This window comes from Gemmatimonadales bacterium (assembly GCA_019637315.1).
Lineage (GTDB): Bacteria > Gemmatimonadota > Gemmatimonadetes > Gemmatimonadales > GWC2-71-9 > SHZU01.
In genome coordinates this window covers 65,214-89,061 of sequence record JAHBVU010000014.1, presented here as the reverse complement: position 1 = coordinate 89,061, position 23,848 = coordinate 65,214, and the positions used below count along the sequence as shown (strand labels likewise).

The window sequence follows — 23,848 nt, the reverse complement described above, 5'->3', positions numbered from 1 at the left end:
GCAGGGATTAGACGAGCCGATCGAGCAGTGCAAACAGAAACACGGTAACGCTCATGACACCGTTCATGGTGAAGAAGGCGGCGTCGAGCCGGGACAGGTCGCCCGGTTTGACGAGCTGGTGCTCATAGGCCAGAATGCCGGCCGCGGCCACGAGGCCCAAGTAGAACCAGAGCCCAAACCCGGCGCCGTACCCGAACGCCGCCAGCGCCGGAATCGTGAGTCCATGCAGCAGCTTGGCCGCGAGGATCGCGCGCCGCTCGCCCAGCCTGACCACGGCACTGCGGAGGCCGGTGACTCGATCGAAGGCCTCGTCCGGCAACGCGTAAAACATATCGAAGCCCGCAACCCAGGTGGCCACCCCTACGGTTACCGCGAGCAGCACCCACCAGGGGTCGCTCCAGGCGCCGGTCACGGCGAGATACCCGCCGACCGGCGCAATGGCGAGGCTCATCCCCAGCCAGAGGTGGGGCCACCAGGTGAAGCGCTTGGCCAGGCTGTAGGTCATGATCCAGACCAGCGCCACGGGCGACAACCAGAGGCAGACCGAATTGAGCGACCCCGCCGCCGCGACGAACACGACCCCGGCGACGATGACCGACGCCCAGGCTTGCCGCAGCGTCAAGGCTCCGCTGGGCAACTCGCGCGCGCGGGTTCGCGGGTTCTGGGCATCGAACTCGCGGTCGACGATTCGATTGAAGCCCATCGCCACCCAGCGGGCCGCCGAGAAAGCGATGACCACGAGCAGGACGGTCTGCCACCGAATCGAGGTTTGAAACGACGCGGCCAGCACACCAAGCAGCGCAAAGGGCAGCGCAAACAGGGTGTGCGGCAGCTTGACGAAATTGAGATACCGGATCGCGAGCGAGCCGCCCGCGAAGGTTTGACCTTCCCGTCCACCCGCCTCGGGCTGGATACCGCTCACAGCTTGATGCCCAGCTTGGGCCACATCTCATCGACCTTCCGCTTGGTGGCCGGATCCATCTCGATCAGCGGCGGCCACTCGCGGGTAAAGCCTTCCTCCGGCCACTTACGAGTGCCGTCGATGCCCATCTTGCTGCCGAAACTGAAGGAGCGGCTGGCATGATCGAGCACGTCGACGGGCCCCATGCTGAACCGCACGTCGCGCTCGGGGTCGATGTTGTTGAGCGCAATCCACCAGGCCTCGTCAGGGTCTTGGACGTTGACATGCTTGTCGACGACGACAATGACCTTGGCGAGCGACATCAACCCGGCGCCCCACATGGCATTCATGACTTTATAGGCGTGGCCCGGGTACTGCTTGTCGATCGAGACGAAGACCAGGTTGTGGAAGATGCCGCAGGCCGGCATGTGATAGTCGACGACTTCCGGCGTGGTCAGCTTGAGGAGCGGCAGAAAGATTCGCTCGGTCGCGTGCCCGAGGTAGTAGTCTTCCATCGGCGGGCGGCCCACCAGCGTGGCGGGATAGATCGGATCCTTCCGCATAGTGACGCAGGTGATGTGCACCTTGGGATAGTAGTCGGCCAGCGAATAGAAGCCGGTGTGATCGCCGAAGGGGCCTTCGAGCACCAGCGGCTCAGAGGGATCGATGTACCCCTCGAGCACGATGTCGGCCTCGGCGGGCACTTCGAGATCGCAGGTGACGGCCTTGGCGAGTTCCACCGGTGACTTGCGCAGAAAGCCGGCGAAGAGAAACTCGTCGATCATCGGCGGCAGCGGCGCCGAGGCCGAGTACATCGCGGCGGGATCGCCGCCGAGCGCGATCACGACCGGCATCCGCTCACCCTTCTCCGCCATTTCGCGCCAGTGTGCCGCACCGACCTTATGGCGCTGCCAGTGCATCGCGACGGTGTTCCTGCCGATGACCTGGACGCGGTACATCCCGACGTTGCGGATGCCCTTGCTGGGGTCTTCCGTGATCACCATCGGGAAGGTGATGTATGGTCCGCCGTCATCGGGCCAGGTCGTCAGAATCGGCAGCGAGGCGAGGTCGACCTCGTCGCCCTGCAGGACGACGCTCTGACATGCCGGCTTGCCGCTCCGGGTCCGCGGGGGAAACTTGGCCACCTCGGCCAGCTTCGGCAGCATCGAGAGTTTGCCCAGCAGGCCGTCCGGCACCTTGAGGTTGAGCAGTTCGGAAATGCGGCCGCCGATTTCGTCGAGGCGCTCCACGCCGAGCGAAATGCCCATGCGGCGCATCGAGCCGAACAGATTGATGCCGACCGGAACCGGGCTCGTCTTGCCGTTGGCCAGCACCGGCTTCTCGAACAGCAGCGCCGGGCCGCCACCAGGGCTCTTCATGACCCGATCGGTGATTTCTGCGATCTCGAGTTTGATATCGACCGGGTGGGCGACCCGCACCAGTTCACCGGCGCGCTCGATCTCTCGTACGAAGTCCCGCAACGTGTCTATCGTCATGCATCGCCCTGCCGGCAGCCGGCACTATTCGATGGTGATCCGGAGTGGTGGTATCACCCGACAATATAGGCCCGGTCAGGGCCCCGGAGCACCCGGGAAAACTCCGTGGAGCACGGTGAGGCCCGTTCGGGCCGACCTGCCGGACCGGCTCGGGATCAGCGTCGACGTGCTTGCTTCGCACACTCAGTAGAGCAGACCTGCGATCGTTGCCGACATGAAGTTGGCCAGGGTGCCCGCCAGCATGGCGCGGAAGCCCAGCCGGGCGAGATCGGCTTTGCGGGTCGGCGCCAGGGCGCCGATGCCGCCGATCTGGATGCCGACCGAGCTGATGTTGGCAAAGCCCGTCAGCGCAAAGGACGCGATCACGAAGGAGCGCGGATCGAGCGTCTCCTTGAGCGCGCCGAGCTGCGAGAAGGCGACGAACTCGTTCAGCACGGTCCGGGTGCCCAGCAAGCCGCCGACCGTGCCGGCGTCCTGCCACGGCACTCCCATGACCCAGGCGATGGGCCGACCGACCCAGGAGAGCACGGTCTGGATGTTCTCGGGGAACCAGGGCAGCCAGCCGTGGATGGCAGCCATGCCGCCGTTGGCGAGCGCGATCAGCGCGATGAATGAAATCAGCATCGCAATGACGTTGAGCATCAGTTGCAGACCTTCGCTGGTACCGCGCGCGGCGGCGTCGACCACGTTGACATCCGTCACCGGGATGTCGAGCTCTGTGGTACCGTAGGTCTCCGGCGTCTCGGTTTCCGGCTCGAAAAGCTTGGCCATCATGATGGTGCCTGGCGCGGTCATGATCACGGCCGTGAGCAGGTGGCGCGCTTCGATTCCGAACGCGATGTACGCCGCCATGATCGAGCCGGAAATGCTCGCCATGCCCGAGGTCATCACCGTCATCAGCTCCGACCGGGTCAGCCGGGCCAGGAAGGGTCGGATGGTGAGCGGCGCCTCGGTCTGTCCCATGAAAATCGAGGCCGCCACGTTCAGGCTCTCGGCACCGCTGGCACCGAGGAAGCGACTCATCACCACCGCCAGGGCGCGGACGATCCGCTGCATCACGCCCAGGTAGTACATGATGGCAAAGAGCGCCGAGACGAAGATGATGGCCGGGAGAATCTGCAGCGCGAAGATGACTCCGAGACTCGAGTTGGCTTTGCCCAGCTCGCCGAAGACGAACTCGGATCCGGCATAGGAGAAGCGGAGAATCGAGGTGACGAAGTCGCCCAGCCGGCGGAAGAGATCCTGGCCAAACGGCACCCGCAGCACGAAGATGGCAAAGATCACCTGCAGGCCGAAGCCCCAGGCAATCACCTTCCAGCGAATCGACCGCCGCTGCGAAGACATGGCGTACCCGATCGCCAGAATCACGATGATGCCAAGGATGCCGATCAGCCGGGTGGCGAGGGGGACTGTCGCGGTCGTCGCCACCGGTACCGCCGTTTCGGACGGCTGGATCAGGTGAGATGTCACCGTGACCGGCTCCAGCTGCCCGGCCAGCGAGGTCATGCCTCGACCGGTCATGCCGGGCAGGGTCCAGGACGCCACCGAGACGACCACAAGACACACCAATGCCGCGACCCAACCACGCAGGCGCGATCTCGCCATTCCCTGCTCCGTGTAGACGTGATACTCCGGGTGTCGACCCGCAGGCGCCGTCGCCCACCTGCCGACCGCGAGATTAAGTTGCTCTAGTTTTGGCGATCCGCAACGCCGGTCCCGACCCGAATCCGGAGCCCGCTCGGTGTCATCGATCGATCTCGTCGTCGTCCTGGTCTACCTTGCGGCCACCATCAGCATCGGCCTGTGGCTTGCCAGGTCCCATACGACCGCCGGCGAGTACTTCCTGGGCGCCAGGAACCTGCCGACCTGGGCCATCCTGCTGTCCATCGTCTCGACTGAAACGTCGGCGCTGACCGTCATTTCGGTGCCGGGCATCGGGGCCCGCGGCGATCTGACCTTCCTGCAGCTCGCCTTTGGCTATCTCGTCGGCCGGTTTCTGGTCGCTGCCTGGCTGCTGCCGGGCTATTTCCGAGGCGACCAGGACACGGCCTACCAGCGGATCGAGAACCGGTTTGGCCGCCGGACCCGGCAGGTGGCCTCGTCGGTCTTTCTGATCACCCGCGCCCTCGGCGACTCGGTCCGGGTCTTTGCGACTGCCATTCCGATGGCTGTTGTCTCGGGCTGGAGCATCCCGGCATCGATCCTGGCCATCGGGGTCATCTCCCTGATGTATACCTGGGTTGGCGGCTTCAAAGCGGTGGTCTGGACCGACGTGATGCAACTGTCGGTCTATCTGGCAGGGGGCGTGGCCGCGCTGTGGATCGCCTGGACTCTGGCGGGTGGCCCGGTGGCATCCCTGGCGCTCGCCGCCGACGCGGGCAAGCTCCGGCTCTTCGATTTTTCGATCAACTTCTCGGCCACCTACACCTTTCTGGGGGGACTGGTCGGTGGCTCGCTGTTGTCGGCGGCGTCGCACGGCACCGACCATCTCATCGTCCAGCGCTTGCTGGCTTCGAGTTCGCTCAGCGCCGCCAGGAAGGCACTGGTCGGCTCGGGCATCATGGTCATCGCCCAGTTCCTGCTCTTCCTGCTGATCGGGGTTGCCATCTGGTCTGCGAACCTGGCGCCTGCCGACCAGCCTGCCGATCAGTTGTTCTCGCGGTTCATCGTGCAGCATCTCCCGACCGGGCTGGCGGGGCTGATGATTGCCGGGATCCTTGCCGCGGCCATGAGCACGATCAGCTCTTCGATCAATTCGATGGCCTCGTCGACCACGCACGACCTCTACGCCGGCCTGACGGGACGGTCGGACCCGCATCACCTGCTCCGCGTGGGCAAGCTGTTCTCGGCGACTTGGGGCGTGCTCCTGATCATCGGCGCGTTCTTCTTCTATGCCTACACCGCGCGCAACGATTCACCCGTCGTGGTCCTGGCGCTGTCGATTGCCTCGGTGACCTACGGGGGTCTGCTCGGTACCTACATCCTGGCCGGCACCAGCCCCGGAGTGCAGGGTCGTGATGTGATCGGCGCGCTGATCGTCACGGTCGGAGTCATGCTGATGGTGGTGTTTGCCGGACCGATCGGGGCCGCGACCGGCTCCGCCCTGCTGGCCACCCTCGGGAAGCTCGCGTGGCCCTGGTACGTACCGATCGGCACCCTGCTGACCATCATCGTCGGCACGCTGCTCAGCAAGCTGCCACACCGCCACGCCGCTCCCACCGGATAGCTCCGCGATGACTGTTTCTCCTCCCGAGTCGCCGCGCCCGGAACGCGAGCCGCCCTCAGCGGCGGTCGTACCCGTCACGCCCGTGCTGCCGCCGGTGCTGGACGACGCCACCCGGCAGCGCAATCTCGACCAAATGAAGTGGCGCGCATCGGCGCTGCTCGTCGTGTCGGCCGCGATCTTTCTGGTCGCCAGCTATTTCGAGAACGGGGCCGCCTGGATCGGCTACGTGCGCGCCGCGGCCGAAGCCGCGGTGATCGGTGGCCTGGCCGACTGGTTTGCGGTGACCGCGCTGTTTCGGCATCCGCTCGGGATTCCGATTCCCCACACCGCCATTCTGCCCAGTAAGAAGGACCGCCTGGGCCGAACCCTCGGCACCTTCGTCCAGAACCACTTTCTCTCGCGCGACGTGCTGTCGGATCGGCTCCGCTCGCTGCGTCTGGCCGAGCGGGCGGCACGCTGGCTCTCCGAACCCGAGAACAGTCGCCAGATTGCCCGACAGGTTGCCAGCGGCCTCGGTAAAACCGTCGAGGCGCTGCCAGACGCCGAGATCAAAGCTCTGCTTCATCGGGCCGTGGTAGGTCGGCTGCGGGCTATGCACGTTGCGCCTCTGCTGGGCAGCGCGTTGACGCTGGTCCGCAGCGGCAACCGGCACCAGGACCTCCTGAGCGAAGCGGTGCGGATTGCCGCGCGGGCACTGGACGAGAATCGCGAGAGCATCCGCGACTCCGTCAAGTCGAAGAGTCCCTGGTGGATACCGGGTGTAGTCGACAACAAGATCTACGGCCGCATCGTGGTCGGGGTCGAGACCATGCTGGATGAGATTCGCGAAAACCCGGAACATCCGCTGCGGGCCAAGTTCGACGAGGCCCTCGACCGTTTCGTCGATCAGCTCGAGACCTCGCCCGAGACGATTGCCAAGGCAGAGGCCCTCAAAGAGCAGCTGCTCACAGGTCCGGTGGTCGAGGAGTTCACGACCTGGCTCTGGGAGCACCTTCGCGAAGCTGCGGTGTCCAAGGCGACCGACCCCGAATCACCGTCGGCGCTGGAGCGAGGCATCGAGGCCTTCGGCCGATCGCTGCTCGGAAATCAGGCCATGATGGACCGGATCGACGACTTCCTGGTCGAGCGGACGTTAGGCGCGGTCGAGCAGTATCGCGGTGACGCCGCCGATCTGATCGCGCAGACGGTCGCCAAATGGGATCCGGTGGTGACCTCCCGACGGATCGAGCTGGCCATCGGGCGCGACCTGCAGTTCATCCGCATCAACGGCACGCTGGTTGGCGGACTGCTCGGTCTCCTGATCCACACGGTCAAGGGCCTGCTCAAATAGGGAGTGGGTCACTGACCCATCAGCAGGCAGGCCCCCGATCAGCGATCCTGCCGTACGCCGGCGTGAATGGCGCAGATACCGCCCAGGAGCAGTTTGACTTTGACCGCGCCAAAACCAGCCTGTTCCATCTTGGCGGCGAGCTCAGGCGGCTCTGGAAACGCCAGAACGGACTCTGGCAGGTAGGTGTAGGCATCTCTATGTTTCGAGATGAGGCGTCCGATCAGCGGGAGGATGCGTCGGAAGTAGAAGAAGTACATGCCCCGCATTGGCTGGCGCGGTGGCGTGGTAAACTCGAGGATCACCAGCCGGGCGCCGGGCTTGAGGACGCGGGCGGCTTCACGAAGGCCGCCGTCCAGGTCCATCAGGTTGCGGACCCCGAACCCGACTGTGGCACCGTCGAACGCCCGATCGGGAAACGGCAGTTCCAGAGCGTCGGCCGTTACCGGAACGACCGCGGCCGATTTATCGCGCCCCCGTTCGAGCATCGGCTTGACGAAATCGGCGCCGACGACCCGACCCCCGAAGCCGGGGTGGTTGCCGAGAGCAGCGGCCAGATCGAGCGTTCCGGCGCAGAGATCCAGATAGGTCCCGGCCGGGACAGATTCCCACCCGAGCTCCGCCACGGCGGACCGGCGCCACCGCTTATCGATATTGAGGCTGAGCAGGTGATTGAGCAGATCGTAGCGCGGCGCGATGGCCGTGAAGATGCCCCGAACGTAGGCACGCTTTTCGGCCCCGCCGGAGACGGGTAATTCTTTGTCCGTGACGACCATAGCGTGGCAAATTCGTCGGCTGGGAACGTGAACGCAACCGGCCGCCCGTGACGCTCCGTCCCGGCTCGCTACGTGAGCACACCGACCAGGAGGTCGTCGCCCTTGCCAAGGAGGGACGGGACGAGGCCTACCGCGAACTGATCCGTCGCTACGAGCGCCCGGTCTTTTCCCTGATCTTCCGGATGGTCCGAAATCGGGAGCTCGCCGAAGACCTCTGCCAGGAAACATTCATCAAGGTGTTGAACGCGGTGCAGTCGTATCGACCCGAGTACAAGTTTTCGTCCTGGGTCTTCAAGATCGCGAACAACGCCGCCATCGATCACCTTCGCAAGCGCGAGCTCGACACCCTCTCGCTCGAAGGCTCCCCGCACGCCGATACGCCGGAACTGGTCGAAGCGACCGCGCTGCAGATTTCCGAGCGAGGCGAGAATCAGCTGCAGGAAGTCGAGAACCGCGAGCTCGGCGGCACCATCGAAATCGCGATCGGCAACCTTCGGCCCGAGTATCGCTCCTGCATTCTGCTGCGCCATGTCGAAGGGCGCAGCTACGAAGAAATTGCCGAGATTTTGAACCTTCCGCTGGGTACGGTGAAGACGTACATCCATCGCGCGCGCAACGAACTGCGGGTTTCACTCAAAGACCTACGTAACGAATAGCAACGCTGAAACTCCGCCCGCGATGGGGCCGTACAGAGGTCGACTATGACGTGGCCGACGAAGCACCTCACCGCAGACGACTTGGACGCGTTCCACTCTGGATCGTCCGCGCACGACATGCAGTTACACCTCGAAACGTGCGTCGAGTGTCAGGAGCTGGTCGCACTCGATCGGCGCCTTCTCGATCTGTTGGCGGCGGTGCCCAGCCTGGCTCCCTCGGCGCAGCTGGCCGATCGGATCATGGCGCGGGTCGACGTTTCGACGCGGTCGGTGCCGGTGTTGTCGTACCCTGCCCTGACCCGGCGCCGCCTGGGCGCGATTGCCGCCACGGTCGTCGGTATGGCGGCGAGTGTGGCCTGGGCCAGCGTCAACCGGCCCCTCCTCGACGGCTGGCTGACCCGGACCGGCGATGCCTTGATTGCCTGGGGCCTCGAGCGCTGGAACGGCGGGGTTGCGCTGCTGACCTCGGAGCCGTGGTTCGAGACCCTGCGCATCGTGTCCGGAACGCCAGCTCGGCTCGCCCTGATCGGTGTCGCGACGCTGATGCTGTACGGGGCCGGCCTTGCCGCGCTCCGCCGACTGGTCACCCCGGCCAACGGCTCCGCCTGATCGTGCTGCGCGTTCTCGCCCTTCTCGCCGTGCTCGGTACGCATGCTTCGACTCTGCATGCCGTGCCGGACCAGGGCGCCGGGCGGTTCGTCGACTACGTTCGGGAACAACTGCTGCCAAACCTCGGCCTCTCCTGGGGAGAAGTCGCTCCGCAACCCGTGGCCGACGACCCCTCCGCGCCGGTCGTCGAGCTCGGCTCGATCGAGGACCCGCTGGCGCTCGAACGCCAGCTCCGCAGCTTGGTCAAGGCGCCCTACGCCGCGGTTCGTCTGCGCACGCCCGACGGCTACGCCCACGTGGGCAACTTCAGCGTCGGGTCGAGCGAATCGCTCAAATCGAATGTCCTGGTCATCGGCGGTCGGGCCGATGTCTACGGCAAAGTCTCCGGTAACGTGGTCACCCTCGACGGCAACGTGCTGCTGCACCGCGGCAGTGCGGTGACCGGCGACGTGATTGCCTACGCCGGCCGGATCACCAACCGGGGCGGCAACGTGGGCGGGCGGAGCCTGACCTACCCCACGGTCCAGGCCACCACGGTCTCGCCCCCGGTCAGCCCGGTCGTCCGAACCGCCACGCACGCAGCCGGTGTGATCGGCACCTTCCTGACCCTGGGTCTGATCGGCTTTGGCCTGGTGCTCTTCGGCAAGCCCAACCTCGAGACTGTCTCCGATACCGTGAGCCACAGCTTCTTCCGGTCGTTCCTGGTCGGCCTCCTGTCGCAGATCCTGATCGTGCCGACCTTCGGGATGCTGGTCGTGGGGCTGGTCTTGAGCGTAGTGGGCGTGCTGCTGGTTCCGTTCGTGATTGCGGTCTACGCCCTGCTGGTCATCGCCGGGATCGTTGGCGGGTTCCTGGCCGTGGCGCACGCCATGGGCGAGACCCATGCTCGGCGCCGGATGGCCCACGGCGTCCGAATCTCACCAAACAGTTTCCGCTATCTGGCCGTCGGGCTCGGGGCCGTGGCGGCCGTGTGGTTGGCCTGGGTGCTGTTCGGCTGGGTGCCCTTTGCGGGGTCGCTGATCTTCGGCGGCGCCGCGCTGACCACCTGGCTCCTGGCCACGGTCGGGCTCGGCGCGTCCGTCCTGAGCCGCGCCGGGATCCGGCCGGCGTTTGCGGGCCGGTACCTGCCGGAGGAAATGCTGACCGACGAATACCTCTGGGCCACGCCGCAGCATGGCGTTCCGGCCGTGAAGCGCCCCGCCAAAGGCCGCTGACGCCCGAGCCCGCCTCTGGATCCCTGCTGCGGCTATCTTCCGGACATGCCACATCAGACACTCTCGCACCCTGCCGGGACCGGCCCCAAGGCGCCGCTGGCCGATTGCACCCTGTACCAGCTGAGTGACGACCCGTATCCGCACCTGGCGCGACTCAGAGAGCGCGCCCCGGTTGCGTGGTTTCCCGATACGGGCATGTGGCTGGTGACACGGTATGACGACGTTCTCGCGGTGCTGCGCGACACCGAGACCTTCACCACCGACCATCCTGGTTCGCCGATTCAGGACATCTTCGGACGCCAGATGCTCAGCATCGACGGCGACCTGCAAAAGCGCTACAAGGCGGCCTGCATCCATCCTTTTGCCAAGAAGAGCATCAAGGACGGACTCGACGCCGTGGTCGTCAGCAAGGTCGACCGGCTGCTGCTGTCGTTCGAGTGGCAAGGCCAGGCCGACTTGCGGACGGCACTGACCGGGCCGCTCTCGGTCTACAGCGTGGCCCGAGTGCTGGGGATCCCGGATGAGTTTCATGGGATGATCTATCACTGGTACGAACACTTCGCGCGCGCGCTCGCCAATTTTACACAGGATGCCGACGCTCGGATCCGGGGACAGACCGCCGCCGCGGAGTTCCGGGCGGCCATGCGTCCACTGCTTCAGCGCGCGGCTGCCGAGCCCGATGCCGGCCTCTTCTCGACGCTGGTGCACGCCTCAGACCGGCTCCAGGACGAGGAGATCCTCTCGAACGCGCTGATCATTCTGTTCGGGGGCATCGAAACGACCGACTCGATGATGGCCAACGCGGCCTACGCGCTGCTCACCGACCGTGAGTCGCTCGATCGGCTCCGCGACGACGCCTCGCTCTGGCCCAACGCCATCGAGGAGAGTTTGCGCTGGGAGCCGGCGGTGCAGAGCTGCACCCGCTCTGCCACTCGCGATACGGACATTGCCGGCATCCGGATTCCAGCGGGCGAAACCGTGCAGTGTATGATCGGCGGCGCCAATCGCGACCCGGCCAGGTTTCCCGATCCGGACCGCTTCGACATCGCGCGCGCCAACGCCGACGAGCACCTCTCGTTCGGGATCGGGCGGCACCTCTGCCTCGGAGCCCATCTTGCCCGCGCCGAGGCGATGGCGGTGGTGCCGACGATCTTCGCGCGTCTCCGCGAGCTGCGCCTCGACGCCGAGCATCCGGCTCGGCCCACCGGATACGAGTTCCGGCGGCCGAGCCACCTCAAGGTGCGCTGGACCGTTACTGGTTGATGACGGGAAGCGACATGGTCGACGCGCGGGCTGCGGCCTCGACGGCCGCCGCCACGGACCGAAGCGCCTGCGCTGCCGGACTGTCGGGCAGCGACATCACGATCGGACGCCCCTGATCCGCCTGGTCCGCAAGGCCGGGCTGCAACGGGATTTCGCCCAGGAGGGGAACTCCCACTTCGTCGGCCAGGCGCTGACCGCCGCCTGACGAGAAGAGGGCAAAGCGCTGTCCGGTGGCGGGATCGACGAACGCACTCATGTTCTCGACGATACCGTAGACCGGCACATTGACCTTTTCGAACATCTTGGCGCCCCGCAACGCGTCACCGACCGCCATTTCCTGCGGGGTCGTGACGATGACCGCGCCCGACACCTGCACCGACTGCACCAGTGACAGCTGCGCATCACCGGTACCCGGGGGCATGTCGACGACGAAGTAGTCGAGGTTGCCCCACTCGACATCCCGCAGGAACTGCTGAATCACCTTCATGATGATCGGACCGCGCCAGATGGCGGGGGCATCGCGGTCGACCAGAAACCCGATCGACATCAGCTTGACGCCGTGCGCCTCGAGCGGCTGAATTCGCCCATCCCGGACCGGAGGGCGCTCGAAGAGGCCGAACATCCGAGGGATGTTGGGCCCGTAGATGTCGGCGTCCATGATGCCCACCCGCCTGCCCGATTGCGCCAGGGCCACCGCCAGGTTGGCAGCAACGGTGGACTTGCCGACGCCGCCCTTGCCGGACGACACGGCGATGACCCGGCCCAGGTGCGGAAACTCGACCGGAGCGGGTGGAGCCGGCATCCCGGTGGACTGCGGCGCGGCGCCACCGGGCGCGGCGTGCGTGGTCGGCGCCGGGCCGGCAGGGTCTACCACGCTGATCTTGACCTCGGTGACGCCGGGAATGGCCTTGAGGGCCGAGCGAGTTTCGCGCACCAGCGTGGCAGGATCCGAACGGCCGAGCAGGAAGGTAAAGGCGACCCGCCCGTCCTGATGCACCGTCAGGTCTCGGACCATCCCCGCGGACAGCACGTCGCTTTCGAGACGCGGATTGATGATCCGGGACAGGGCAGCTCCGACCAGCGCTTCAATAGACTCCGACACGAACACCTCAGCCGAAAACCGTATGGACCCGTTCCGACGCCGACCGGGGATCGGTCATCAGGCGAGCGCGATGTGCTCGGCAATATAAAGGGGGGTCAGACGGCTTGGACGACCTTCACTTCGGGGACATACTCCCGCAGGCGGACCTCGATACCCTGGCGCAGCGTGATCGTGGATGCGGCACAGCCATGACAGGTACCGCCGAGGCGGAGGGTCAGGATGCCGTCGGCATCATCGAAATCGACCACTTCCACCGACCCCCGATGCGAGGCGATGTAGGGGCGGAGGGAGTCCAGGGTTTGTTCGATACGCGCCAGAATGTCCATTTTCTGCCAGCCAGAGACCGAATGGGACTACGCTGCTCGGAATATACATTGGTCGGTCGCCTGCCTCACTCCTTGTCCGGCGCAGGACGGGGGGCCCCTTTCAGGAACTTGACGGTCGCCTCGGTTCGGGAGCGAACCTGCATCTTCTCGTAGATGTGGCGGATATGGGTGCGGACGGTGTCAAAGGTGATTCCGAGCTGCTCTGCGATCTCGCGATACCGGTACCCCCGGGCAAGCAGGGACAGGGTCTCTCGCTCGCGTGAGGTGAGGGGATCGACCTCCTCGGCGCTCCGACCGGCTCCGTGGAAGGTTTCCACCACCCGGCGAGCGATCCCGCTCGACATCGGCGACCCGCCGGTGTGAAGCAAGAGGATGTCACGAAGCAGCTGGGCCGGCGGCGTCGTTTTCAGCATGTAGCCGGTTGCGCCCGCCTCGAGCGACCGGAAAATCCTGTCGTCGTCTTCATAGACGGTCAGGATCATGATCTGCACAGCTGGCCAGCGTTCTTTGATACGGCGCGTCGCCTCGATGCCCGAGATGCCCGGCAACTCGATGTCCATCAGGACAACATCCGCATTCCCCTGCGCCAATCCGATCAGCGCAGCTTCCGCCGATGGGTAGGCGGCAACGCACTGACATGCCTCTGAACGATTGACCAGCGCGGCAAGGCCATCGCGCACCTCGACACGATCCTCGACGATTACCACCCGAACGAGCGTCATGGGCTGCCCGCGCCTCCTCCCCGGTCGGCTGACCCGCCGGTGATCGGCAGCTCGACCGTCACTGCCGTTCCGCCCCCAGGCAGCGACTCCAGAATCACGGAGCCGCCTGCTTCTTCCGCGCGACTGCGGATGTTGCGCAGCCCGTTGCCGCCGCCCGCGCCTGCGTCGGGTCCGATGCCGCGCCCGTCGTCTCGAACGATGGCACGGATCCGGGTAGCCGACACCTCGAGCGAGACGCCAACGCTGCGAGCTCCAGCGTGCCTGACGACATTGGCCAAGGCCTCCTTGATCACGAGCAGGACGGTCCGCCGGCAGTCGGGCCCCGCAGAGCCCAGGGCGCCGGGAACCGGGAAATCGAGTTGCGCATCGAGGCCTGCCGACTCCAAGTACTCGGCCGCGACCTCCCGCAGGTAGGCCACAAAGCGATCGCCGTCGTCGTTCCGCGGATCGGTGGCCCAGACGATCTCGGCAATCGAGTCGAGCGTGGCGCGCGACTTCGCTCCGATCCGCTCCAACCGAGTGCGGTCGTCGCCATCGGCCAGCGCGAGTTCGCTCAGAATCGTGATCTCGGTCAGGTTAGCGCCCACCTCATCGTGCATGTCGCGCGAGATCCGGGTTCGCTCGAGGGCCAGGGCATGCTCGGCCCGCGCCGTTTGGAGTTGGAGTCGGTAACGACTTCGCGACACGTACCACGTCGCAAACGCGATCAGCCCGACGACCGCCGCGCCGAGCCCCAGACGGAACCAGGCCGTTTCCCAGAAGGCCGGCTCGACGATGACGGCGAGAACGGCTGGCGTTTCGTTCCAGATACCGTCGTCGTTGGAGCCACGCACCATGAAGCGGTAGCTGCCAGGCGGCACGTTGGTGTAGGTGGTCCGGCGCTCATGCCCCTGTGAGCGCCATTCGGCATCGAACCCTTCCAGCATGACCTGATAGCGGTTGCGGTGCGGATTGCGATAGTTGAGGGCGGCAAACTCAATCGTAAATGTGTAGTCATCCGGCGCGATGCGCAGCGGCTCCGAACCCGGATCGGTGACGACGCGGGTAGTCCTCTGGGTCGAGCGCCTGACGCTGGTAATGACGACGGGTGGCCGATAGCGGTTGGGTTCGATTCCTTCCGGATCGAAGAAGGTGAGGCCCCGATCTCCGCCGAAGAGGAAGGTGCCGTCGCGGGTGGCCAACGCAGCGTTGCGGTTGAACTCCGTGTTGCTCAGGCCGTTCGACTGATCGTAGGTCCGCACCGCGATGCCCTGCGAATCCGGCTCGACCGCAACCAGTCCGCGGTTGGTCGACCCCCAGATCCGCCCTCGCCGATCCTCGAGCAGGCCGTACACCGCGTTGCCTGGCAGGCCATCCCGCTCGGTATACCGCGCGCGCATCCGCCCCGAAGCATCGAACCGATACAAGCCGCTGTTGGTTCCGAGCCAAAGGCCGCCGTCGCGCGCCGGGAGAAACGCAAGGATCCCGTCCAGGTTGCTCTGTCCCGATTCCGGCGACGAGAGGATTTGCCCGGCCGTCGGGTTGAAACGGTGCACTCCGCTCAGTGCTCCGATCAGGAGCGTCGATGAGTCCGCCGGGTGGAGGTAGCCCGCCCCGACTACGCCCGGAGTCGCTACTCCGCCGAACCGCCGCCGCTGCGGATCGTAGAAGAACAGACTGTCGCCGCAATAGATGCCGCATGCCATCCAGACCCGCCCCGCTCGATCGATTGCCAGATCGCTGACGGAGTTGGGCGACCCGACCAGCGGCTGATCCAGGGACGGATCGACTCGAAAGAGCCGTCCCACCTGGCCCTCCCGCGAAATCCGGTTGAGCCCGCGATCGGTGCCGACCCAGACCGCACCTTGCGGATCCGCAGCGAGAGACCAGATCACGTCGCTGGTCAGAGACCTTGGCTCGCCGGCTGTGCTCCGGAAGCGGCGGAATGTGTCGGTCGAACGGTTCCAGCGATTGAGACCACCGCCAATGGTCCCGATCCAGACCGCGCCGTCGCCCGACTCCGCCAGCGAGACCACGAGTCCGGCGCTCGGGCTGTTGTCGTTGCGGGGGTCGTGCTCCCGGTGGCCAAAGACCGGCGCACCGGGGTGGTGGCGGTAGAGACCCCAGACGGTTCCAGCCCAGACGGCACCGGATCGGTCGACACGAAGGACGACCGGCGCCAGGTTCGCTGCTCCGCCGAGAACCTGCAGTGGAGCCCGGCCGGGACGGCCCGCCCTGAGATGGGTAACGCCTGCGCGGCCGAGAATCCACAGCGTACCGTCCGTACTCCAGCCGAAGTCGACGGCGCTGTCATCCGGACCGAGCGTGATGACATGATGCAGTCCCTGGTCTCCCCAGCGGTACACCTCGCGTCCATGCGGAATCCAGACCGACCCATCCCGGTCCTGGCGAAGACGCCCGGCAACGTGCCAGCCAGCGCCCTGCAACGGGACTGCTGCGCAACGACCCGCCGCAAGATCGCAGCGCTCGAGCCCGCGCTCCGGCGAGAGCAGCCAAAGCGAGCCATCGCGTGCGGCAGTCCCGGTAGGAAGGAATGTGCCTGCAGACCGGACGAGCGGAGGAGCTCTGGAGAAGCCGGCTCCGAACCGGGCCGTCACCGAATCGAAGATCAGGATCGAATCAGACAACACCAGTACCGGAGAACGATTCTGATCGAGGACGATATGACCATCGGCGCCGAACCGCTCGATGCGCTGATAGTCGGGGCCGACCAACCGCGCGATCCCGGCAGGGCGATCGAGGTAGCTGTGTGCCAGGAGCCAGATGTGGCCGAAGCGATCCTGATCGAGGAAGCGGATCACGTTGCCGGGCACCGATGCCGAATCGAAAGGATCATGTTTCCAGGTGCGTACCTGGTAGCCATCCCAGCGGACCACGCCTTCGCGCGTCCCGAACCACAGGAATCCGGCTCGATCCTCGAGAATGTCGTAAACGGAACTCTGCGGCAGCAGCCGCTCGACGTCGCTGGCGGGGCGGAACACGGGATCGACCGGCCCCTGAGCCGAGAGCCTCACCACCAGCGAAACGGCAAGCACCGCCGCCAGACCAGCCGGAACTCGAGGGCCAGATCCGCCGGACCAGAACAGGGGCCATTCCATCGAGGTGTCAGCATCCAGGGTAACGGGTTCGAGAAGGTACCGTGCGACTACCGGTCGCGCGACCCGGCGGCAACATGGATGGCCCTCCATTCGCCCGCCATCACCCAAACGGCCGATTGTGGGTCGAGCCCGGGCTCCCTACCGTTGGATCGGTCTCGCACATCATCTGACACCACCGATCGGACGGGAACATGCGACCTCCTTCGCTCCGCCACAGCTCTCTGCTCCTGCTCCTGATGGCTGGCGGCGCAGGACCGGTTGAAGGGCAGCTCGACCGGATTCGTCGACGGGTCCAGCGCGCTGCGGAAGACGAGGTCGGCCGGAAGGCCGAGGCCATGACGAGGAACGCGGTTCGCTGCGTCGTCGGCGACGCGGCGTGTGCGGAGAAGGCGAGGAAGGATGGCAAGACGGCCGTCTTTACTGACGCCGAGGGCCAGGTGATCCTCGACGATAAAGGACGGCCGGTCACGGACGCCAGAGACGCGAGCCGAGCTGCGGACCAGCCGGGCAGCGGGGTGTGGCGAAACTACGACTATGTGCCGGGTAACACCGTTTGGTATGCGCTCGACCTCGCACGCGAGCCGATCGGTCGATTCCCTGCCAAGCAACTGACTTTTGTCTCCGGCAACGCCCAGACGGTCGAACGGGACAGTGCTCGGGTGCTCGAGTTCACTGCTCCGACGACGATCGTCGTGCCCCTCGGCAAGGCGCTGCCAGACGACTTCACGATCGAGCTCGACTTCCAGGCTTCGGCTCCGAACGCAGCACTCGTTCTCACGACGTCGAGGACCGAGTCGCGCAACATGCGGACCTACCATGGGCCGTATCTCTACCTGTATCAGGTGTCGGGAATCGCCGAGAAGGGACAGCACCGATCGAGCACGGCCGGCTTCTGGCATATCGCGACGGAGCCCATCGCCTACCGGTTCCAGGTCGACGGCGGTCCGGACCCCGCCGACGACTACGCCATTCTCTATGCCGGCACCGAGCGGGCCGCCCAACTGCCTGCCGGTGAGTTTGCCCGTGGCGACGCCATCGAGATTCATGTTCCCGCCACGCAGGGCCGGCCTGCGTACATCAGCAGGCTGGTGGTGGCCGTTCACGGCGCCCCCCTCTACCAGGCACTCGATCGGGACGGGTCGGTCACGACCCGAGGCATCCTCTTCGACTTCGACAGCGACCGACTGCGCCCCGAATCGACACCAACGCTGGAGCAACTCTACCAGGCCCTGGAGCAGCACCCTGATCTCCAGATCACCATCGAAGGTCACACCGATGCGCTGGGAGGTACCGCCTACAATCAGCAGCTTTCAGAGCGGCGTGCGGCGGCTGTCACAGCCTATCTCACCAAACGGGGAATTGCCCCGACTCGGCTCCAGGCCGTCGGGAAAGGGGAGAGCGAACCTGTGGGGGGAAACGCCACCGAAGCAGAACGAGAGCAGAACCGTCGCGTCGTCATCATCAAGCGAAACTGATCTCGCCGACTAGCTGCAAGGGGCTGTGCCCATCGCCGCAACGGCGATGGGCACGGTTCGTTAGCCCAGGACAGCGCGAATTACAAAGATGGCAAAGGCAATGTTGGTGGCCAGATGGCCAACGATGCCTGGCCAGGTACTCCCCGTTCGCTGGGCCACATACGCAAGCGGCACCGTGATAGGCAGGTAGGCGATGATGCCGCCGAGCGTGGTGTGGTAGAAGATATGGAAGAGATCCCAGAGCAGGCCGTTGACCAGCCAGGCCCACTTTCCGAACGCCAGTTCCTGCCGAGGCAGGATGATGCCACGCCACCAGAGTTCTTCTCCTCCGATGTTGAAGACAACGAGGCCCATGACGAGCCACAGGCCCACCAGCCAGCGTCCTTCGAGTGAGGCGCCACTCAAAACCCCGTTGCGCATGTCGCCCATGAAACTGGTGAACTCGGGAGGGGCGCTGTACAGGCGAACGGAATTGAGCGGTTCAGCCAGCGGGCCGAGCAGGGACGCTCCTGCCATCGAGACTACCACGAGGCCTGCGGTCCAGAGCCAATCGCGCCCGGTCGGTTTCCGGAGCCGCATCCGGTCACGGAATGCCTCCCACGTCCAGGGGTGTCCTTCGAGCCGATAGGCCACCAGCGCCGCCACGAGCATCAGGGCAAGCGGTCCGGCAAAGGTGACGCTGAAGACGATGATGCCGTCGTAGCCCTGGCGGACCATCCACGGCAGCAGGCCCAGCAGGCTGGCTGAGAACAGTGCTGCGGGAATGGCAAAGTAGAGCAGCGATCCGATGACGCCTATGGGGCGCATTGGACGGGCGACGGGACTGGACATCCAGACCTCCGACACGGGTGGTAGCTACGCAACGATCGGGAACGGGTACAGCCAGATGCAGAACGGTCAACCCAGCCGAAGACTCAGCAGACGAAGGGCAAACGAAAACCACACCAGATAGAGCAACGACATCGCCGTCACCGTGCTCTCGACCAGCGTCCATGCGAGCTTCGGTCGGCGCCAGGAGCGCCATGCCTCCCGCAGCGACAGCGCAGCACCAGCTATACAGATGAGCCCAATCAGCTGCAGGCCGCGGATCCAGGGCTGGCTGCCGAGGTGCGAGGGCGCGTCGAGGACGAACGCGATGGCCCACCCGGCGAGATAGACCAGGCCAACGACCGCGGCAACGCGGGTCCAGTGTCCCGATCGCTCGTTCTGATCAATGGTGGATCCCGCTGATCGAGCGCGGCGAGCGATGATCGAGATGACCGCCCAACCGAAGGATACGAGGGTGAATGCTACCACGACCAGACCGAGCAGCGGCAGGTGGAGCGCGGTCGAACGGTGCCAGGGTACTGGCGTGCTGACCCAGACCGAGGGTGCCGCATCGGACCAGACCGCCTGGACGCCGCCGTCGCGCACGCTCATGACGAGCCGGGCGTCGCCGTCGACGTCGCGCCAGACGAAGGGTGCTATCTCCCGCCAGGTCTGGGTCCGCCCTTCCGACTGAAAGGCAAGCGCCGGGGTCGTTTCGATCGTACCATCGGCGTTGGCGCGGATGGCCGGCCGAAAGAAGGACCGCCCGATCAACTCGAAGGCCTCTCGGTAGTCACCGACCGTCCGGCGGGTCCAGGCATACTCCCCGGCCACCAGCAGTGCATGCTCCGACGCGGTTGCCGCAGTCGGCTCGTCGGGCCGACTGGTGACCGGCAGGTAGCGATCGGCGAACTGGCGGAAGAGCCGAGCCCGCAACGAGAAAGCGGCGGGAAGCAGCGGATCGGCCGCCCCGCTGCTGTTGACCGCGACAAAGACGCCGATACCCTGCTCGGGAAACAGCTTCAACTCGGCGTGCGCACCTTCACCATCACCCGAATGCCCGATGGCACGAACGCCACGATAGTCGCTGCGAAACAGGCCGAGACCGAGGGGCTGCGCACCGGGGATCGGGATGAACGCCGGCGCCTGCATCTCCGCGACTGACTCCGGCAGCAGCAGACGAGTCTCGCCGTAGCGACCGCCCTGCAGCTGCATCAGCATGAACCGGGTCATGTCGTGCGCGGTCGTGGCCAGGCCACCGGACGGCGAATCCGTGGGCAACATCTCCGCCATCAGCCCGGGTGGGTAGGGCTCCTTAGCGGAGGCTTGCTGGTAGGTCGGCACAATCAGCGCACCGAGGGGGCCAGGCTCCACCATTCGCACGGTCGAGTGCTGCATGCCGAGCGGCAGAAAGATCCGGTGTTCGAGGTAGTCGCCAAACGACATTTGAGCCATTCGCTCGACGAGGTATCCTGCGAGGTTGAACCCGTAGTTGGAGTACGCAGGCACGGTTCCGGCCGGGTAGATCCGGGGCGGCGGATTGACGACGTGCTCGCGGAGGGTGCGCGGTGGCCGGTAGCGCGGGTAGGCAATTTCCGAGAAGCCGGCCGTGTGAGTCAGGAGGTGGCGAAGGGTGATAGGCGGACCCGAGCCCGCCGGCAGGTCGAAGTCAAGGTAGCTGCGGATGTCGCGGTCGAGCTCGAGCACTCCCTGCTCCACCAGCTGAAGCACGGCTGTTGCCGTCAGGAGCTTCGAGACCGATGCCACCCGGATGACCGAGCGAGCGGGATCCATTGGAGTTTTGCGGGCCACGTCGGCATAGCCGTAGCCCTTTTCGAGCAGGACCACGCCATCCTTGACGACGGCCACGACCAGGCCGGCAATGTCGCCGCGCTGCAGGGCGTCCGGCACGACCCTGTCGAGCCAGCGCTCGAGATCGACGCCCTCGAGCGGAACCGACGCAGTGTCTCCGTCGGGTCGCTGTTGCTGCGCATTTGCAGGCGCGACGCCGCCTATCAGCAGGATCGGAAGCGCCAGTCGACGTGCGGACCGGTGCCACCGGAGCCGTGGCGCGGACAAGGTCACGCCTGCCTGAGCGCGATCGACGGATCCACCTTTCCTGCCCGCCGTGCCGGCAGATAAGCCGCCAGCGTTGTGATGCCGAGCAGGACGGTCGGCACGATCAGCAGGGTGACGGGATCGAGCGCCGGCACACCGTACAGCGAGGCTTCCATGATCCGCCCAAAGGCAAACCCAAGCACCATGCCGAGCCCGGTCCCGATCAGGACGAGACGGAGCCCGCCCCACATCAGCATCCGGATCACCGACTGCCTGTCGGCGCCCAGCGAGAGCCGAATTCCGACCTCTCGGCTCCGCTGTGCCACGGCATAGCTGACCGATCCGTAGAGGCCGATCGCGGCCATGAGCAGCGCCAGCAGCGCAAACCCGGTCAGCGCGCTGGCGCCCAGCTTGATCGGCAGCGCCGTGATCTCGAGGTGGCGCGCCATGGTCCGCTGCTCCATGATCAGAACGTTCGGGTCGGCCTGCCGCACTGCACGAACCGCAGCCGCCAGCATGGCATCGGCATCGCCGCGCGTGGACACGACGAACCAGCCGTTGGTAAAGCCGTTACCGACGCTCGCGTCGTAGATGAAGGGGCGCGAGTTTTCCGCCAGGTTTCGGATCTTGGCGGTAGCGACGACCCCGACGACTTCGACTTCGCGCCCGCCGACTCGATAACGCCGACCGACCGGATCGCGATCCGGCCAAAACTTCGCAGCGAAGGCCTCGTTGACGATGGCCACGGGCGGGGCGGCGCTGTCCAGATCGAACGCTGTAAGATTCCGCCCAGCAACCATCCGAAGACGGGCGGCGGCAATGAATCCGGTGTCGATGCCGGCACGGTCGACCGTGAACGCCACCTCGCCAGGGGGTGGTTCGACCCCATCGACGGTGATCCGCACCGTCTCGCTGTTGAGCAGGTTCAGGTGCACGTTCTCGGTCAGGCCCACCGACTCTACGCCGGGCAACGCGGCCAGGTGGTCTCTGGCCCGATCGACACTCCGCTTCACCTCGTCGGCCGTTCGATTGCCTCCATACATCACCCAGACGAGCGCAGCCGGACGGGAACCGAAGCCCGGATCGACGGTACGCAAGGCGTCCAGACTTCGCACGAAGAGCCCAGCGACGACCAGAAGCACGACGGACACCACCACCTGGCCCATGACCAGCGCGCTCCGCATCACACTCTTGTTTCGGCCGCCGCCGGCACTCTCGTCGCGAATCACGCCCGCGAGATCGAGTCGGGTGGCTTGCAACGCCGGCACCAGACCGCACAGGACGCCGGCCGCGATCGAAACGATCGTGGTAAAGGCCAGCACCCGCCAGTCGAGCGACAGGTCGAGCGTCACGGGAATGGGGAGCGGAAGGTCGGCGGCCAGGACGGCTTGCAACCCTGCGCGGCCAAGCAGCACACCGACCACCCCGCCGATCGTACCGAGCAGCACCGTCTCGACCAGGAGTTGCCGCACCAGTTGGAGTCGGGTGGCGCCGAGACTCAGCCTGACCCCGATCTCCTTCTTGCGATCGATGGCGCGTGCCAGCAGGAATCCCGCAAGGTTGGCACAAGCAATGATCAGCACCATGCCAACGACCACCATCAGCATGACCATGAGCGGCCGAAGCAGCGCATCGACCGGGGGATAGACGATCACATCGGCGGATGGCACGATGACGAAGTCGCCCTTTCCTTGCCACCCCTCGAGGCCCTGCTCGCGGTAGCTCGCGGCCACGGCGCTGACCGCCGCCTGGGCCTGGGGAACCGACCCACCCGGGTTGAGCCGGGCCCGCACGAAAATTGAATGGCTGCTCCGGGTGGTGAACTCCTGCTGCATTCCGGGCGCAACGTCACCCAGCCGGGTGAGGGGGATGTACAGCTCAGAGACGGCACCGCGGACGGCACCGTCGAATCCGGGGGCCAGGACGCCAATGATGGTATACTCGCCGATCGAGAGGCGGAGCGTCTGCCCCACCACCGAGGGATCCGACCCATAGGCACGTTGCCAGTATCGATAGCCGAGCACAGCAACCGCCCCGGCTCCCGGCGCCGGCGCATCGGCGGCCTCGATCAGTCTCCCATGCGCAGCTGTCAGACCCAGGACATGGAAGTAGTTGCCCGAAACCAGTTGGGCGGTGATGCGGGTCGGGGCCTCCTGATCGACACCGCTGGCAAAGAACAGCCGGTACCCGGCCACGTCGGCGAAGACATCCCGGCGCCGCGCGAGATCTTCGAGATCCGGATACGTCAAGGGCACGAAGTCGTTGGCCGCATCCGACCGGTAGATGTCCACCAGCTCCTGCGGGCGGACCAGCGGTGGCTTCCGGAGGATCACATCGTTGATGAGCGTGAAGATGGCGGTGTTGGCACCGATGCCGAGGGCGAGAGAAAGAACGGCAATGGCGGTGAACGCCGGCCGCGCCGTCAGGCGTCGGATGGCGTAGCGCGTGTCTCGCAGCAGCTGGCGGATCCAGCTGTCCCGGGGACCGGTACCTCCGAGCGGAGCTGGGGTGACGATCCGTTTCTCGCGGCGAATCAGCTCAGCCGTGTAGCCGCCGTCGCCGAACGAGGCCAGGAGGTCTTCCGCGGTCCGACCTGCCGCAAGGCCATCTTCGAAGTGGGCCACCAGTTCCCGAAAGACTTCGTCGCGCCGAACGTCCGCCAACCCGCTGCCGACCACCACCTCGGCAACGCGGGCCGCGAGCGGCTGCGGCAATCCGGCTCCCCGCGCCAGACGCTCGACCCCCAGCCGGTCGAGCCGGCCCACCAGTCCTGCCCTGGGATTGCTGCGCAT

Annotated in this window: 18 protein-coding genes; 7 read left to right on the top strand and 11 right to left on the bottom strand. The window is 65.9% G+C overall.

The annotated features are described in order from the left end of the window. Window positions 1-7 precede the first annotated feature (7 nt). From ubiA to KF785_13180, 3 genes are all read right to left on the bottom strand, one after another. On the bottom strand, window positions 8-922 hold the full coding sequence (gene ubiA, locus KF785_13190) for a putative 4-hydroxybenzoate polyprenyltransferase (GenBank protein ID MBX3147714.1): 915 nt from the start codon (window positions 920-922) through the stop codon (window positions 8-10). After that, window positions 919-2,397: a menaquinone biosynthesis decarboxylase gene (locus tag KF785_13185; GenBank protein ID MBX3147713.1), complete on the bottom strand. Its 1,479-nt coding sequence runs from the start codon at window positions 2,395-2,397 to the stop codon at window positions 919-921. Before KF785_13185 ends, ubiA begins: the two co-directional genes overlap by 4 nt. A 183-nt stretch (window positions 2,398-2,580) precedes the next feature. Then, window positions 2,581-4,002 (bottom strand): hypothetical protein, encoded by a 1,422-nt coding sequence (locus tag KF785_13180; GenBank protein MBX3147712.1) that lies wholly within the window; start codon window positions 4,000-4,002, stop codon window positions 2,581-2,583. Window positions 4,003-4,138: 136 nt separating this feature from the next. Between KF785_13180 and KF785_13175 the strand changes: the two genes are divergently transcribed. Both KF785_13175 and KF785_13170 read left to right on the top strand, forming a co-directional pair. Next, window positions 4,139-5,623: a sodium:solute symporter gene (locus KF785_13175; GenBank protein MBX3147711.1), complete on the top strand. Its 1,485-nt coding sequence runs from the start codon at window positions 4,139-4,141 to the stop codon at window positions 5,621-5,623. 7 nt (window positions 5,624-5,630) lie between these two features. Beyond that, window positions 5,631-6,953 (top strand): DUF445 domain-containing protein, encoded by a 1,323-nt coding sequence (locus tag KF785_13170; GenBank protein ID MBX3147710.1) that lies wholly within the window; start codon window positions 5,631-5,633, stop codon window positions 6,951-6,953. 38 nt (window positions 6,954-6,991) lie between these two features. On the opposite strand, the gene KF785_13165 is transcribed toward KF785_13170, so the two are convergent. After that, window positions 6,992-7,726 carry a class I SAM-dependent methyltransferase gene (locus KF785_13165; GenBank protein ID MBX3147709.1) on the bottom strand — a complete coding sequence of 245 codons (735 nt, stop codon included), beginning with the start codon at window positions 7,724-7,726 and terminating at the stop codon, window positions 6,992-6,994. Between the two features lie 47 nt (window positions 7,727-7,773). On the opposite strand from KF785_13165, the gene KF785_13160 reads away from it, so the two are divergent. From KF785_13160 to KF785_13145, 4 genes are all read left to right on the top strand, one after another. Next, complete coding sequence (locus tag KF785_13160) at window positions 7,774-8,382, top strand: sigma-70 family RNA polymerase sigma factor (protein ID MBX3147708.1); 609 nt, start codon at window positions 7,774-7,776, stop codon at window positions 8,380-8,382. A 117-nt stretch (window positions 8,383-8,499) separates the two neighbouring features. Then, window positions 8,500-8,991 carry a hypothetical protein gene (locus KF785_13155; GenBank protein MBX3147707.1) on the top strand — a complete coding sequence of 164 codons (492 nt, stop codon included), beginning with the start codon at window positions 8,500-8,502 and terminating at the stop codon, window positions 8,989-8,991. Between the two features lie 2 nt (window positions 8,992-8,993). Further along, a complete protein-coding gene (locus tag KF785_13150) occupies window positions 8,994-10,205 on the top strand; it encodes a hypothetical protein (protein ID MBX3147706.1) in 1,212 nt (403 codons plus the stop codon). Between the two features lie 45 nt (window positions 10,206-10,250). Beyond that, window positions 10,251-11,468: a cytochrome P450 gene (locus KF785_13145; protein MBX3147705.1), complete on the top strand. Its 1,218-nt coding sequence runs from the start codon at window positions 10,251-10,253 to the stop codon at window positions 11,466-11,468. On the opposite strand, the gene KF785_13140 is transcribed toward KF785_13145, so the two are convergent. From KF785_13140 to KF785_13125, 4 genes are all read right to left on the bottom strand, one after another. Beyond that, entirely contained in the window at window positions 11,458-12,570 is a 1,113-nt protein-coding gene (locus KF785_13140) for an Mrp/NBP35 family ATP-binding protein (GenBank protein ID MBX3147704.1), read from the bottom strand. The genes KF785_13145 and KF785_13140 overlap by 11 nt on opposite strands. Before the next feature lie 95 nt (window positions 12,571-12,665). Further along, window positions 12,666-12,896 (bottom strand): NifU family protein, encoded by a 231-nt coding sequence (locus KF785_13135; protein MBX3147703.1) that lies wholly within the window; start codon window positions 12,894-12,896, stop codon window positions 12,666-12,668. Between the two features lie 65 nt (window positions 12,897-12,961). After that, complete coding sequence (locus tag KF785_13130; GenBank protein MBX3147702.1) at window positions 12,962-13,618, bottom strand: response regulator transcription factor; 657 nt, start codon at window positions 13,616-13,618, stop codon at window positions 12,962-12,964. Beyond that, complete coding sequence (locus KF785_13125) at window positions 13,615-16,716, bottom strand: hypothetical protein (GenBank protein ID MBX3147701.1); 3,102 nt, start codon at window positions 16,714-16,716, stop codon at window positions 13,615-13,617. Before KF785_13125 ends, KF785_13130 begins: the two co-directional genes overlap by 4 nt. A 191-nt stretch (window positions 16,717-16,907) precedes the next feature. Here KF785_13125 and KF785_13120 point away from each other — a divergent pair, with 191 nt between their 5' ends. After that, window positions 16,908-18,191: an OmpA family protein gene (locus tag KF785_13120; protein MBX3147700.1), complete on the top strand. Its 1,284-nt coding sequence runs from the start codon at window positions 16,908-16,910 to the stop codon at window positions 18,189-18,191. A 60-nt stretch (window positions 18,192-18,251) separates the two neighbouring features. On the opposite strand, the gene KF785_13115 is transcribed toward KF785_13120, so the two are convergent. The 3 genes from KF785_13115 to KF785_13105 form a co-directional block, all read right to left on the bottom strand. Then, entirely contained in the window at window positions 18,252-19,022 is a 771-nt protein-coding gene (locus tag KF785_13115; protein ID MBX3147699.1) for a CPBP family intramembrane metalloprotease, read from the bottom strand. A gap of 66 nt (window positions 19,023-19,088) precedes the next feature. Further along, entirely contained in the window at window positions 19,089-21,083 is a 1,995-nt protein-coding gene (locus KF785_13110; GenBank protein ID MBX3147698.1) for a beta-lactamase family protein, read from the bottom strand. Continuing rightward, complete coding sequence (locus KF785_13105) at window positions 21,080-23,848, bottom strand: ABC transporter permease (protein MBX3147697.1); 2,769 nt, start codon at window positions 23,846-23,848, stop codon at window positions 21,080-21,082. Before KF785_13105 ends, KF785_13110 begins: the two co-directional genes overlap by 4 nt.

Bases quoted from the DNA above. Each gene is read 5' to 3' on its own strand.
- KF785_13105 (MBX3147697.1), bottom strand. From the start codon at position 23,848: ATGCGCAGCAATCCCAGGGCAGGACTGGTGGGCCGGCTCGACCGGCTG.
- KF785_13145 (MBX3147705.1), top strand. From the start codon at position 10,251: ATGCCACATCAGACACTCTCGCACCCTGCCGGGACCGGCCCCAAGGCG.
- KF785_13165 (MBX3147709.1), bottom strand. From the start codon at position 7,726: ATGGTCGTCACGGACAAAGAATTACCCGTCTCCGGCGGGGCCGAAAAG.
- KF785_13120 (MBX3147700.1), top strand. From the start codon at position 16,908: ATGCGACCTCCTTCGCTCCGCCACAGCTCTCTGCTCCTGCTCCTGATG.
- KF785_13125 (MBX3147701.1), bottom strand. From the start codon at position 16,716: ATGGAATGGCCCCTGTTCTGGTCCGGCGGATCTGGCCCTCGAGTTCCG.
- KF785_13185 (MBX3147713.1), bottom strand. From the start codon at position 2,397: ATGACGATAGACACGTTGCGGGACTTCGTACGAGAGATCGAGCGCGCC.
- KF785_13130 (MBX3147702.1), bottom strand. From the start codon at position 13,618: ATGACGCTCGTTCGGGTGGTAATCGTCGAGGATCGTGTCGAGGTGCGC.
- KF785_13115 (MBX3147699.1), bottom strand. From the start codon at position 19,022: ATGTCCAGTCCCGTCGCCCGTCCAATGCGCCCCATAGGCGTCATCGGA.
- KF785_13180 (MBX3147712.1), bottom strand. From the start codon at position 4,002: ATGGCGAGATCGCGCCTGCGTGGTTGGGTCGCGGCATTGGTGTGTCTT.
- KF785_13135 (MBX3147703.1), bottom strand. From the start codon at position 12,896: ATGGACATTCTGGCGCGTATCGAACAAACCCTGGACTCCCTCCGCCCC.
- KF785_13170 (MBX3147710.1), top strand. From the start codon at position 5,631: ATGACTGTTTCTCCTCCCGAGTCGCCGCGCCCGGAACGCGAGCCGCCC.
- KF785_13155 (MBX3147707.1), top strand. From the start codon at position 8,500: ATGCAGTTACACCTCGAAACGTGCGTCGAGTGTCAGGAGCTGGTCGCA.